The sequence below is a fragment of the Streptomyces sp. NPDC043996 genome (assembly GCF_056435225.1).
In genome coordinates this window covers 77,914-92,966 of sequence record NZ_JBWKEY010000019.1, presented here as the reverse complement: position 1 = coordinate 92,966, position 15,053 = coordinate 77,914, and the positions used below count along the sequence as shown (strand labels likewise).

Sequence of the window (15,053 nt, the reverse complement as noted above, 5' to 3'; positions counted from 1 at the left end):
ATGCTGCCGCAGCACGAAATGTGGAGCCGGACATGACGAGGCCTTCGGACACGGTCGTCGATGCGCTGCGCGCGTCTCTGAAGGAGACCGAGCGGCTGCGACGCCAGAACCAGCAGCTCGCGGCGGCCGCCCGGGAGCCGCTCGCGATCGTCGGCATGAGCTGCCGCTTCCCCGGCGGTGTGGCGAGCCCCGAGGACCTGTGGCGGCTCGTCGCCGACGGCGCCGACGCCATCGGCGACCTCCCCGACGACCGCGGCTGGGACGTCGAGGCGCTCTACGACCCCGACCCGGAGAAGCGCGGCACCTTCTACGCCCGCAAGGGTGGATTCCTGCGCGACGCGGGCGAGTTCGACGCCTCCTTCTTCGGCATCTCGCCGCGCGAGGCCCTCGCCATGGACCCCCAGCAGCGACTCCTCCTGGAGACCGCCTGGGAGGCCTTCGAGCGCGCCGGGATCGATCCGGCGACCCTGCGCGGCACCCGCGCCGGAGTGTTCGTCGGCTCCGGCTACCAGGGCTACGGGGAAGGCGTACGCCAGGCCCCCGAAGGCGTCGAGGGACACCTGCTGACCGGCAACACCACCAGCGTCATGTCCGGGCGCCTGTCCTACGTCCTCGGCCTCCAGGGCCCCGCCGTGACGGTGGACACGGCGTGCTCGTCGTCCCTGGTGGCGCTGCACCTGGCGGCGCAGGCGCTGCGTCAGGGCGAGTGCACGATGGCGCTCGCGGGCGGCGTGACGGTGATGTCGTCGCCGGAGACGTTCGTCGAGTTCAGCCGCCAGCGCGGCCTCGCCGTCGACGGCCGCTGCAAGGCCTTCGCGGACGCCGCCGACGGCACCGGCTGGGGCGAGGGCGTCGGCATGCTCCTCGTTGAGCGGCTCTCCGACGCCCGCCGCAACGGCCACAAGGTCCTCGCGGTGATACGCGGCTCCGCCGTCAACCAGGACGGCGCCAGCAACGGCCTGACCGCCCCCAATGGCCCCTCCCAGCGCCGCGTGATCCGCGCGGCGCTCGCGAACGCGGGCCTGACGGCGGCGGACGTCGACGCGGTCGAGGCGCACGGTACGGGTACCACTCTCGGTGACCCGATCGAGGCGCAGGCCGTGATCGCCACGTACGGCAAGGAGCACTCGACCGAGCGGCCGCTGTGGCTGGGCTCCCTGAAGTCGAACATCGGGCACACGCAGGCCGCCGCCGGTGTCGCCGGTGTCATCAAGATGGTCATGGCGATGCGGAACGGTGTCCTCCCGCAGACGCTGCACGTGGATGCCCCGACCGCCGAAGTGGACTGGTCGGCAGGGGGTGTCGAACTGCTCACGGAGGCCCGTGAGTGGACCGGACACGAGGGCGCGCCCCGGCGCGCGGGCGTCTCCTCCTTCGGCATGAGCGGCACGAACGCGCACGTCATCGTGGAGCAGGCGCCGTCGGCGGAGGAAACCACCGCCGATGAGGAGCCGACGGACGCCCCGGCACAGGTCGTGCCCGGCGTGATCCCGCTGCCGCTGTCCGCGAAGAGCGACGGCGCGCTGCGCGACCAGGCGGCACTCCTCCAGGAGCTCCTCCTTTCCGACCCCGAACTGGCCGTCGGCGACGTGGCCTGGTCGCTGGCGGTGGCCCGCTCGCGGTTCGAGCAGCGCGCGGTCGTCCTCGGCCGGAACCGGGACGAGCTCCTCGCCGGGCTCGCGGGCCTGGCGGAGGGCGATTCGACGGCGCGGGGAGTGGTGACGGGCCGCGCCCTGGGCGGCACGGTCCGACCGGTGTTCGTGTTCCCGGGCCAGGGCTCGCAGTGGGCCGGGATGGCCCGTGAACTGCTCACTGACTCGCCGGTGTTCGCGGAGCGGATGCGGGAGTGCGCGGACGCGCTGGCGGAGTTCGTGGACTGGGATCTGTTCGAGGAGCTGAGCGGGGACCACTTCGACCGTGTCGATGTCGTTCAACCGGTGCTGTTCGCGGTGATGGTGTCGCTGGCTGCCACGTGGGAGGCGGCTGGTGTGAAGCCTGCCGCTGTGGTCGGTCACAGCCAGGGCGAGATTGCTGCCGCGTGTGTGGCGGGTGCGCTGTCTCTGCGGGACGCGGCCCGTGTGGTCGCCCTGCGGAGCATCGCGATTCGTGAGCTGTCGGGTAAGGGCGGCATGGTCTCTGTGCCGCTGCCTGAGGCCGAGGTGCGTGAGCTGATCACCGGTTGGGACGGTCGCATCGAGGTCGCGGCTGTCAACGGCCCGGCCCAGGTGGTCGTTTCCGGTGAGCCGGAGGCGCTGGAGGAGCTGGTCGCGCAGTGCACCGGGCAGGACATCCGGGCGCGCACGATCCCCGTCGACTACGCGTCGCACTCCTCGTACGTCGAGCAGATCGAGGCGCAGATTGGCGAGGCGCTGGCGGGTGTGACCCCGCAGGCCGCCGAGGTGCCGCTGTACTCGACCCTGACCGGGGCGTGGCTGGACGCCGATACGCCGATGGACGCGGGCTACTGGTACCGCAACCTGCGCCAGACGGTCCTCTTCGAGCACGCCACGCGCGGGCTGCTCGCCGAAGGCCATGGCCTGTTCATCGAGATGAGCCCGCACCCGGTCCTCACCGTCCCCGTGCAGGCGACGATCGACGCCACCGACAGCCCGGCCGCCACCCTCGGCTCCCTGCGTCGCGACGAGGGCGGCGCCGACCGGCTCGCGGCCTCCCTCGCCGAGGCGCACGCTTATGGTGCGGAACTAGAATGGACGTTCTATCTAGGCGCCGGGACGGTCGTCGACCTGCCCACCTACCCCTTCCAACGTCAGCACTACTGGCTGCGCGCGGACCCCTCCGCCGGTGATGTCACCGCGGCCGGGCTCGACGACGCGGGGCATCCGCTGCTCGGCGCCGCGGTGCCGCTGGCGGACGGCGACGGGCACCTGTTCACCGGGCGGCTCTCGCTGCGCACCCACCCCTGGCTGGCCGACCACGCCGTGGCGGGGGCCGTGCTGCTGCCCGCGACCGCTTACGTGGAGCTGGCTACGCGCGCCGGTGACCAGGTCGGCTGCGACCTCGTCGACGAGCTCACGATGGAGGCGCCGCTGGTCGTCCCGGAGACGGGCGGCATCCAGCTGCAGCTGACCGTGGGCAGTGCCGACGCCTCCGGGCGGCGGTCGCTGGCCTTCCACTCCCGGCCGGAGGCGGGGCCCGACGCGGACGGCGCGGAGCCGGAGCCGTGGACCCGGCACGCCACCGGCACGCTCGCCACGAGCGACGTGACCACGGCGGCCCCCGAGGCGGCCGAGTTCGACCTGGCCCAGTGGCCGCCGCGCGACGCGGAAGCGGTCGGCGTGGACGGCCTGTACGAGGAATTCGCCGCGGCGGACGTCCAGTACGGCCCCGCCTTCCAAGGGCTGCGCGCCGCCTGGCGGCGCGGCGACGAGGTGTTCGCCGAGGTGGCCATCCCCGAGGAGCGGCGCGACGAGGCGGGCCGGTTCGGCCTGCACCCCGTGCTCCTCGACGCCGCACTCCAGGCGGCACACCTGGCGCACGACCCCGCGGACGGCGACGAGGGCGGCGCGCCCCGACTGCCGTTCTCCTGGACCGACGTGGCGCTGTACGCCACCGGCGCGAAGGCGCTGCGGGTCCGCCTGGCCCGGTCCGGCAGCGGCGGCGACACCGTCTCCGTGGTGCTCGCCGACGACTCCGGGACGCCCGTCGCCCGCATCGGCGCGCTGGTGTCCCGCACCGTCGACGCGCGTCAGAGCATCGCCGCGCGCCGCACCCGCGTGGCACACCTGCACCGCGTCACCTGGGCGGCGCCGCAGACGGCCGCCGCCGAGCGGACGACGGGGGCCACGGCCCGCGCCTGGGCCGTACTCGGTACCGGCGCGGACGATATGTGCCGTCTCCTGAGCGAAGGCGGCGAGGGCGTCGACGTCACCGCGTACCCCACCCTCACCGACCTGACCACGGCCCTCGCCGACGGCACCGCGACCGTGCCCGACGTCGTCGTCGCGGCCGGGCAGTATGAGACGGACACCGAGCACGCTGAGCACACCGAGCACGCCGCCACCGCGGAGGCCGTGCACGTCACCACGCGTGACGCGCTCGCGCTGGTGCAGGCGTGGCTCGCCGAGGACCGTCTCGCCGACGCGCGCCTGGTCGTCCTGACGCGCGGCGCCGCCGCCGTCACCGCCGACGAGCCGGTGCCCGGCCTCGCCCACACCGCCGTGCTCGGCCTGCTGCGCTCCGCGCAGTCCGAGGAGCCCGGCCGGTTCGTCCTCGTCGACACGGACGCCGACGCCGCGTCGCTGCGGGCCCTGCCCACCGCGTACGCGCACGGCGAACCGGAGTGCGCGATCCGCGCCGGAGCCGTCCTCGTCCCCCGTCTCACCCGCGACCTCGGCGAGCCCGCCGGGACCCCGGCCGCCCTGAACCCCTCCGGCACCGCCCTGGTCACCGGCGCGCCCGGCGGCCTCGGCGGCCTCGTCGCCCGCCACCTCGTCGCCGCCCACGGCATCCGGCACCTGCTGTTCCTCGGCCGCCGCGGCCCGGACGCGCCCGGCGCCGCCGAACTCGCCGCGCACATCGAGGAGTCGGGCGCCACCGTCGACGTCGTCGCCTGCGACGCCGCCGACCGCGACGCGCTCGCGGCGGCACTCGCCCGCGTACCCGAAGCACACCCGCTCACCGCGGTCGTGCACACCGCGGGCGTCTTCGACGACGGCATCACCTCCTCGCTCACCGCCGGACAGCTGGACCGCGTGCTGCGGCCCAAGGTCGACGCCGCCGTCAACCTGCACGCCCTCACCGCGGGCGCCGACCTCGCCGCCTTCGTCCTGTTCTCCTCCGTCGCGGGCGTCCTCGGCGGCGCCGGACAGGGCAACTACGCGGCGGGCAACACCTTCCTCGACGCCTACGCGCAGCACCTGCGCGGCCAGGGCGTGCCCGCCACCTCGCTGGCCTGGGGACTGTGGGCCGAACGCGGCGGCATGGCCGGGCAGATCACCGAAGGCGACCTGGACCGCATGACGCGCTCCGGCATCGCGCCCCTCACCACCGAGCAGGGCCTCGGCCTGTTCGACGCCGTGCTCGGCCTCGACGCCCCCGCCCTGGTCCCCGTACGCCTCGACACCACCGCCCTGCGCACCACGCACGGCCGCAACCTGCCGCCGCTGCTCGGCACCCTCGTGCAAGGCCCCGCCCGGCGCGCGGTCACCGACCGTGAAGGATCCGGCGGCGACACGCCCGCCCTGGTGCGCCGACTGCGCGAGCTGCCCGACGGGGAGCGCGAGCGGGCGCTCCTGGACCACGTGCGCGGGCAGGCGGCCGCCGTGCTCGGCTACGCCTCCGGCGACGACGTGGACGCCGAACGCGCCTTCCGCGACCTGGGCTTCGACTCCCTCACCGCCGTCGAGCTGCGCAACCGCCTGGGCGAGACGAGCGGCCTGCGCCTTCCCGCCACCCTCGTCTTCGACTACGCCAACCCGCACGCCCTGGCCCGCCACCTCACCGCCGAGCTCACCGGCGGCGACACCACCGGCGCGACCGCGGCCCCCGCCGCCGTCGCCCCGGTCGCGGCGGCCACCGACGAGCCGATCGCCATCGTTGCCATGAGCTGCCGCTTCCCCGGCGGCGTGGCGAGCCCCGAGACCCTGTGGCGGCTTGTCGCCGACGGCGCCGACGCCACCTCGGGCCTGCCCGAGGGCCGAGGCTGGGACACCGCCTCGCTCTACGACCCCGACCCCGACCACCAGGGCACCACGTACTCGCGCGGCGGCGGCTTCCTGCACGACGCGGGCGACTTCGACGCCGCGTTCTTCGGGATATCGCCGCGCGAGGCCCTCGCCATGGACCCGCAGCAGCGGCTCCTCCTCGAAACCGCGTGGGAGGCCTTCGAGCGCGCCGGGATCGACCCGGCCGCGCTGCGCGGCAGCGCGGGCGGCGTCTTCGTCGGCGCCTCCGCGCAGGGCTACGGCGAAAGCCTGCGGGAAGTCCCCGAAGGCCTCGAAGGCCATCTGATGACCGGCAACTCCACCAGCGTCATCTCCGGCCGCCTCGCCTACTCCTTCGGCCTCGAAGGCCCGGCGGTCACCGTCGACACGGCCTGCTCGTCGTCCCTCGTCGCCCTGCACCTCGCGGCGCAGGCCCTGCGGCAGGGCGAGTGCTCGCTGGCCCTCGCGGGCGGCGCGACCGTCATGTCCACCCCCGACACCCTCGTCGCGTTCAGCCGTCAGCGCGGCCTCGCCGCCGACGGCCGCTGCAAGCCGTTCGCCGAGGGCGCCGACGGCTTCGGCGTCGGTGAGGGCGTCGGCATGCTCGTCCTGGAACGGCTGTCCGACGCCCGCCGCAACGGCCACCGCGTGCTCGCCGTCGTACGGGGCTCCGCCATCAACCAGGACGGCGCCAGCAACGGCCTGACCGCCCCCAACGGCCCCTCCCAGCAGCGCGTCATCCGCGCCGCCCTCGCCAGCGCGCGCCTCACGGCCGCCGACGTGGACGTCGTGGAGGCGCACGGCACCGGCACGTCCCTGGGCGACCCCATCGAGGCCCAGGCCCTGATCGCCACCTACGGCAAGGACCGCCCCGAGGGCGGCGCGCCGCTGTGGCTCGGCTCGGTGAAGTCCAACATCGGGCACGCGCAGGCCGCCGCCGGTGTCGCCGGTGTCATCAAGATGGTCATGGCGATGCGGCACGGCGTCCTGCCGCGGACTCTGTACGCCCAGGCGCCGACGACCGAGGTCGACTGGTCCGAGGGGACCGTCGAGCTGTTGACCGAGGCGCGCGAGTGGTCCGCGCCGGAGCCGGGACGGCCGCGTCGCGCGGGCGTCTCCTCCTTCGGCATGAGCGGCACCAACGCGCACGTGATCGTGGAGCAGGCACCGGTGGAGGAACCACTGCGCGCCGACGCTGGAGACAAGCCCGAGCAGGCCGCCGCTCCGTCGGTGGTCCCGGGCCTGATCCCGCTGGCCCTGTCGGCGAAGAACGAGAACGCGCTGCGCGCACAGGCGGCGCGGCTGCGCGAGCGGCTGCTCGCGGACGCGGACACCGGGGTCGGCCTGACCGACGTCGGCTGGTCGCTGACCGTGTCGCGGTCGCGGTTCGAGCACCGGGGCGTCGTCCTCGGCCGGGACCGCGACCAGCTCATCGCCGCACTCACGGGCCTCGCCGAGAGCGACGGCACGGCGGGCGGCGTGGTCACCGGCCGCACCGTCAGCGGCGCGGGCCGCGCGGTGTTCGTCTTCCCCGGCCAGGGCTCCCAGTGGGCCGGGATGGCGGTCGAACTCTTCGACTCCAGCCCGGTGTTCGCGGCCCGGATGCGGGAGTGTGCGGAGGCCCTGTCGGAGTTCGTGGAGTGGGATCTCCTTGAGGAGCTGAGCGGGGACCACTTCGACCGTGTCGATGTGGTTCAGCCGGTGCTGTTCGCGGTGATGGTGTCGCTGGCGGCCACGTGGGAGGCGGCCGGGGTGAAGCCCGCCGCTGTGGTGGGTCACAGTCAAGGCGAGATTGCCGCCGCGTGTGTGGCGGGTGCGCTGTCTCTGCGGGACGCGGCCCGTGTGGTCGCCCTGCGGAGCCTGGCGATTCGTGAGCTGTCGGGTAAGGGCGGCATGGTGTCCGTGCCGCTGCCTGAGGCTGAGGTGCGGGAGCTGATCGGTGCTTGGGATGGCCGTATCGAGGTCGCGGCGGTCAATGGCCCGGCCCAGGTGGTCGTTTCGGGTGAGCCGGAGGCGCTGGAGGAACTGGTCGCCCAGTGTGTGGCCCGCGATGTCCGCGCCCGCACCATCCCCGTCGACTACGCCTCGCACTCCTCGTACGTCGAGCAGATCGAGGCGCAGATCGGCGAGGCGCTTGCGGGTGTGACCCCGCAGCCTGCCGAGGTTCCGGTCTTCTCGACCCTGACCGGCGCCTGGCTGGACGCGGACACGCCGATGGACGCGGGCTACTGGTACCGCAACCTGCGCCAGACCGTCCTCTTCGAGCACGCCACCCGAGGTCTCCTCGCCGAAGGCCACGGTCTGTTCATCGAGATGAGCCCGCATCCGGTGCTCACCGTCCCCGTGCAGGCCACCATCGACGCCGCCGGACGCGAGGGAGCCGCCGCCGCGCTCGGCTCGCTGCGCCGCGACGAAGGCGGGGCCGAGCGGCTGCTCGCCTCGGTCGCCACGGCGCACGCGTACGGCGCTGAGCTGGACTGGAAGGCGCTCTACCCGGGCGCCGGAACCGTCGTCGACCTGCCCACGTACGCCTTCCAGCGCGAGCACTACTGGCTGACGGAGGAGCGGACCTCGGGCCTCGGGCCCGTCCTGGGCGTGGACGAGGTCGAGGCGCGCTTCTGGGAGGCCGTGGAGCGCGAGGACCTGGCGGGGCTCACCGCCGAACTGGAGATCGCGGAGGAGTCCGCCGCCGGACTCGGCGCCGTGCTGCCCGTCCTCTCGTCGTGGCGGCGGCAGCGCCGCGAGCGCTCGACGCTCGACGGCTGGCGCTACCGCGTGACCTGGAAGCCCGTGCCGAGCAGCACGCTGTCGGCAGCGGGGCTCACCGGGCGGTGGCTGCTGGTCCTTCCGGAGAGCGCCGGGGACCACCCGTGGGCGACGGGCGCCGTCGAGGCGCTCGCGGCGGCCGGTGCGGAGATCCACGAACTGGTCGTGCCGGACGGCGAGGTGACGCGTGCGGCGCTGGCCGCCCGGCTGCGGGACGCCGCCGTCGCCGAGCCCGCGGGAGTCCTCTCGCTGCTCGGCCTCGACGAGACCCCGCTCGACGCGCACGAGGCCGTGTCCGCCGGGCTCGCGGGCACCGTCGCGCTCGTGCAGGCCCTCGGCGACGCCGGGATCGGCGCCCGGCTGTGGACGGCCTCCCGTGGCGCCGTCGCCACCGGCCGCGGCGACCGGGCCGTGAACCCCGTGCAGGCGCAGCTGTGGGGCCTCGGCCGGGTCGTGGCCCTGGAGCACCCGGACCGCTGGGGCGGCCTGATCGACCTGCCGTCGGCGTACGACACCCGTGCGGGCGCGCGGTTCGCCGCCGCCCTCGCCGGAGTCGGTGACGAGGACCAGCTCGCCGTGCGCGACACGGGCCTGTTCGTACGGCGCTTCGCACACGCGCCGCTGGAGGACGACCGGGCCGCGGAGCCGGACTGGACGCCGCGCGGCACCGCCCTGATCACCGGCGGTACCGGTGCGATCGGCGGGCACGTGGCGCGCTGGCTGGCCCGCGAGGGCGCCGAGCACCTGGTGCTCACCAGCCGCCGTGGCCTGGACGCGCCCGGCGCCGCCGAACTGAAGGCGGAGCTGGAGGAACTCGGCGCCGAAGTCACCGTCGCGGCCTGCGACGTGGCCGACTGGGACGCGGTCGCGGGACTCCTGGACGAACTCGCGGCCGACGGGCGCGCCCTGCGCTCCGTCTTCCACGCCGCGGGCGTCGGCCAGGAGCAGCCGCTGGCCGACATGTCAGCCGCCGACATCGCCGCCGTCCTTGAGGCGAAGGTCGCCGGTGCCGCGCACCTGGACGCGCTCCTCGACACCGGGGCGCTGGACGCGTTCGTGCTGTTCTCGTCCAACGCGGGCGTGTGGGGCAGCGGCAGCCAGGGCGCGTACGCCGCCGCCAACGCGCACCTGGACGCGCTCGCCGAGCAGCGCCGCGCCCGCGGCCTGACCGCGACGTCCGTCGCCTGGGGCCTGTGGGGCGGCGACAGCGACATGGCCGGAGCCGACGCCGAGGACGCCCTGCGCCGCATCGGCGTGGCGGCCATGGAGCCCGGCCGCGCCATCGCGGCCCTGGCCGAGGCGGTGGCGTACGACGAGACGTTCGTCGCCGTCGCCGACGTCGACTGGGAGCGGTTCGCGCCCGCCTTCACCTCCGTGCGCCCCAGCGCCCTCATCGGCGACCTGCCGGAGGTGCGGCGCGCCCTCGCGGGACCGGAGACGGCCACCGCGCCCACCGCGCGCAGCACCGACACCGGCTCCGAGTGGGCCGGGCGCCTCGCCGCCCTGCCCACGGCCGAGCGGGAGCGGGCGGCCCTCGACCTGGTGCGGGCCCACGCGGCCGCCGTACTCGGCTACACCGGGCCCGAAGCCGTCGAACCCGGCCGCGCCTTCCGCGAGCTGGGCTTCGACTCGCTGACGGCCGTCGAGGTCCGCAACCGCCTCACGGCGGCCACCGGCCTCAAGCTGCCCACGACCCTCGTCTTCGACTACCCCAACGCGCGCGTCCTCGCCGCCCACCTGCGCCGCGAGGCGCTCGGGGACGAGCCCGCCGCCACGGGCACGGTCGCGCCCGCCGGCGCCGTGGACGACGACCCGATCGCGATCGTGTCGATGAGCTGCCGCTACCCCGGCGGCGCCACCAGCCCCGAAGCGCTGTGGCGCCTGGTCTCGGAGGGCACCGACGCGATCTCGGTGTTCCCCGCCGACCGGGGCTGGGAGAACACCAGCGCGGGCGCGTACCGCGCCGAAGGAGGATTCCTCTACGACGCCGCCGAGTTCGACGCCGCGTTCTTCGGCATCTCACCGCGCGAGGCGCTGTCCATCGACCCGCAGCAGCGGCTCCTCCTGGAAGCCTCCTGGGAGCTGTTCGAGCGCGCGGGCATCGCCCCCGCCTCCGTGCGCGGCCACCAGACCGGCGTCTTCATCGGCTCCGGCTACCAGGGCTACGGCGAAGGCGTCCAGGAGCCGCCGGAGGGCGTCGAGGGCTACCTGCTCACCGGCACCGCCGGGGCGGTGGTCTCCGGCCGCCTGTCGTACGCGTTCGGCCTGGAGGGCCCGGCCGTGACGGTGGACACCGCGTGCTCGTCGTCCCTGGTCGCGCTGCACCTCGCGGCGCAGGCCCTGCGGCAGGGCGAGTGCGACATGGCCCTCGCCGGTGGCGTCACCGTCATGTCGACGCCCACCGCCTTCGACGAGTTCAGCAAGCAGCAGGGCCTCGCCGCCGACGGCCGCTGCAAGCCGTTCGCGGAGGCCGCCGACGGCACCGGCTGGGGCGAGGGCGTCGGCCTGGTGCTCCTGGAGCGGCTCTCCGACGCGCGCCGCAACGGCCACGAGGTCCTGGCGGTCGTCCGTGGCTCCGCCGTCAACCAGGACGGCGCGAGCAACGGCCTGACCGCGCCCAACGGCCCGTCCCAGCAGCGTGTGATCCGTGCCGCGCTCGCCAACGCCCGTCTGACGGCGGCGGATGTCGACGCGGTGGAGGCGCACGGTACGGGTACGACGCTGGGCGACCCGATCGAGGCGCAGGCGCTGCTCGCCACGTACGGGCAAGAACGCCCTGAGAACGGCGAGCCGCTGTGGCTGGGCTCCATCAAGTCCAACATCGGCCACACGCAGGCCGCCTCCGGTGTGGCGGGCGTCATCAAGATGGTCCTCGCCATGCGCGAGGGCGTCCTGCCGCAGTCCCTGCACGTGGACGAGCCGAGCACGCACGTGGACTGGTCCGCCGGGGCGGTCGAGCTCCTGGCGCGGTCGCGCGCCTGGTCGGAGCGCGAGGACGGCGGTCCGCGCCGCGCCGGTGTCTCCTCCTTCGGCGTCAGCGGCACCAACGCCCACGTCATCGTCGAGCACGCGCCGGTGGCGGAGCCCGTCCAGGACGGTCCTTCGCCCGCCCCCGCGACCGCCGTGCCCTGGCTGGTGTCCGCGCGCGGCGCGGAGGCCCTGCGGGACCAGGTCGCCCAGCTGCGGGACCACGTCGCCGCCGACGCCGGTCTGGACGCGGTGGACGTCGGCTGGTCGCTGCTTTCCGGCCGCTCGCCCCTGGAGCACCGTGCCGTGGTCTTCGGCCGCGACCGCGAGGACTTCCTGACCGGTCTGGACACGCCGGTGTCCGGGGCGGTCGTTGAGGGCCGCCTTGGTGTGGTCTTCACGGGCCAGGGCAGCCAGCGGATCGGCATGGGCCGTGAGTTGTACGAGACGTTCGCGGTGTTCGCGGACGCCCTTGACGAGGTGTGCGCGCACCTGGACCCGCTCCTCGACCGTCCGTTGAAGGACGTGATGTTCGGCGAGGACGCCGAGCTGTTGGAGCGGACGGGCTATGCGCAGCCCGCGTTGTTCGCGGTGGAAGTGGCGCTGTTCCGTCTCGCCGAGTCGTTCGGGGTGCGGCCTGAGGTGGTCGGCGGTCACTCGATCGGTGAGCTGGCGGCCGCGTACGTGGCCGGGCTGTGGTCCCTGGAGGACGCGGCTCAACTGGTGGCCGCGCGTGGCCGGTTGATGCAGGCTCTCCCGGCCGGGGGCGCGATGCTGGCCGCGCAGGTCGCGGAGGCCGACGTTCTTCCGCTGCTGAACGGCCTGACGGACCGCGTGGGCGTGGCCGCCGTGAACGGCCCCTCCCAGATCGTGCTCTCGGGTGAGCGCACGGCCCTGGAGGAACTGGAGGTGACCCTGCGCGGTGAGGGCCGTAAGGTCCGCTGGCTGAAGGTCAGCCACGCCTTCCACTCGCCGTTGATGGACCCGGCTTTGGCGGACTTCCGGAAGGTCGCCGAGGGGCTGGCCTATCAGGAGCCGACGCTTCCCCTGGTGTCCAACCTGACGGGCCAGCTGGCGGAGCCGCAGGAGCTGCAGGACCCCGAGTACTGGGTCCGTCACATCCGTGAAGCGGTTCGCTTCCACGACGGCCTTGGCGCGCTGACCGGCTTCGGCGCGGTCACGCTCCTTGAGCTGGGCCCGGACGCGGTCCTGACCGCGATGGCGCACGACACGCTCACCGACCCGGCAGCGCAGAAGGGCCTCGTCGCCGCTGTCCGCAAGGACCGGCCCGAAGCGGACACCTTCCTGACCGCCCTCGCGCAGTTGCACGTACGCGGAGTCGAGGTCGACTGGACGCCGCTGTACGCGCCCATCGCCTCCCGGCACCGGGTCGAGCTGCCGACGTACGCCTTCCAGCGTGAGCGCTACTGGCTGGAGTCGGGTCCGGCGGCCGCCCGTGCGGGCGCTGTGGCGGTCGACGAGGTGGAGGCGCGGTTCTGGGAGGCCGTCGAGCGCGAGGACCTGGAGTCGCTGAGCGCGGAGCTGGGCGACGGCGTCGGCGGCGGGGCGCTGGGAGAGGTCCTTCCCGCCCTGTCGTCGTGGCGGCGCCAGCGGCGCGAGACGTCCACGCTGGACAGCTGGCGCTACCGCGTCGCCTGGAAGCCGCTGGGCCAGGCACCCGCCGCGCGCCTCGACGGGACGTGGCTCCTGGTCGTGCCGGACGCCACGACGGAGGCCGCCGACTGGGCCGCCGCCGTGGCGGACACGCTCGGCGGGCACGGCGGCGACGTGCGGACCGTCGTGACGGACGCCGAAGGCATCGAGCGCGAGGAGCTCGCCGAGCGGCTGCGCAAGGAGGCGGCGGCCGCGGACGGTGAACTCGCCGGTGTGCTCTCGCTGCTCGCCGTCGACGAGGAGCCGCACAGCGTGCGCGGCGGCGTCGGCCGGGGCCTCGCGGCGACCGTCGCCCTGGTGCAGGCCCTGCACGCCGCGGACCTGGGGGCGCCGCTGTGGCTGGCCAGCAGGTCCGCCCTCGCCGTCGGCGCCGCCGACCCGGCGCCCCGGCCCGCGCAGGCCTCGCTGTGGGGGCTCGGCCGCGTCGTGGCCGTGGAGTACCCGCGGCTGTGGGGCGGCCTGGTCGACCTGCCCGTCACGGCCGACGAACGGGCCCTCACCGGGCTCGCCGCGGCCATCGGCGGCACCTGGACCGGTGAGGACCAGCTCGCCGTGCGCGGCTCCGGCGCGTTCGCGCGCCGCCTGGAGCGCGCGCCGCTCGACACCGAACGCGCGGGGGAGTGGACACCGCACGGGACCGCCCTGGTCACCGGCGGCACGGGAGCCATCGGCGGGCACATCGCGCGCTGGCTCGCGCGGAACGGAGCCCAGCGGCTCCTGCTGACCAGCAGGCGCGGCCCCCACGCCCCCGGCGCGGACGAACTCCGCGCCGAACTGGAGGCGTTGGGCGCCGACGTCGCCATCGCCGCCTGCGACGCGGCCGACCGGGACGCCCTCGCGCGCCTCCTCGCGGACATCCCCGACGAGGCGCCCCTGACCGGCGTGTTCCACACGGCGGGCGTCCTCGACGACGGCGTCATCGACGGCCTCACGGCCCAGCGGCTCGCCACCGTGTTCCGCGCGAAGGTCGAGTCCGCCCGCCACCTGGACGAGCTGACCTCCGGCCTGGACCTGACGGCGTTCGTGCTCTTCTCGTCCTTCGCGGGCCTGTCCGGCGGCACCGGACAGGGCGGCTACGCCGCCGCCAACGCCGCCCTCGACGCGCTCGCCGCGGCCCGCGCGGCGCGCGGCCTGCCCGCGACCTCCGTCGCCTGGGGCGCCTGGGACGGCGGCGGCATGGCCGCCGACCGGGGCCGGGGCGGCGCGGTGCCGCCCATGGACCCGAAGCTCGCCGTCGCCGCCCTGCGAGGGGCCATCGGCCACGGCCCGGCGGCCACGGTGATCGCCGACGTCGACTGGGAGCAGTACCTGGCCGCAGGCCCGGCACTCGCCCCCAACGCGCTCTTCGCCGACCTGCCCGAGGCCCGCGCCCTCGCCGAGCGCGCGACCCGCACGGACAGCGGCGGCGCCGACGGCACGGGCCCCGACCTGGCGGCGCGGCTCGCCGCGCTGTCCGGGCCCGAGCGCGACCGGTTCCTCGAGGACCTGGTGCGCACCCACGCGGCGACGGTCCTCGGCTACCCGGGACCCGAGCGCGTCGAACCCACCCGGGCCTTCCGGGAGCTGGGCTTCGACTCCCTCACCGCCGTCGAACTGCGCAACGCGCTCGGCGCGGCCACCGGCCTGCCCCTGCCGACCACCCTCGTCTTCGACCACCCCACCCCCGCCGCCCTCGCCGCGTACCTCAAGGGCGAACTGGCACCGGGCGCGGGAGAGTCGGCGGGCCTGCTCGCGCAACTCGACTCCCTGGAGGCGGGCCTCACCGCGGGCGCCCCGTCCGGCGAGGAGCTCGCGACGATCGCCGAGCGGCTGCGGGTCCTGCTCGACCGGTGCGCCCCCGGCGCGGCCGACGAGGACGACACCCAGGTCGCCGAGGAGCTGGAGTCCGCCACGGACGACGAGATGTTCGACTTCATCAGCAAAGAGTTCGGGATCTCCTGATGGGCCGCCCCCGCTCTTCCCCCACGCGCAGGACCCGCCGCG

At 75.0% G+C, this 15,053-nt stretch carries 1 protein-coding gene; it reads left to right on the top strand.

Going from position 1 to position 15,053, the window contains the following annotated elements:
- The first annotated feature begins 32 nt into the window (after positions 1–32).
- The gene (locus tag AC07A4_RS37295; RefSeq protein ID WP_478607886.1) at positions 33–15,011 is read left to right on the top strand and encodes a type I polyketide synthase; all 14,979 of its coding nucleotides are present in this window, start codon (positions 33–35) and stop codon (positions 15,009–15,011) included.
- Positions 15,012–15,053 lie beyond the last annotated feature (42 nt).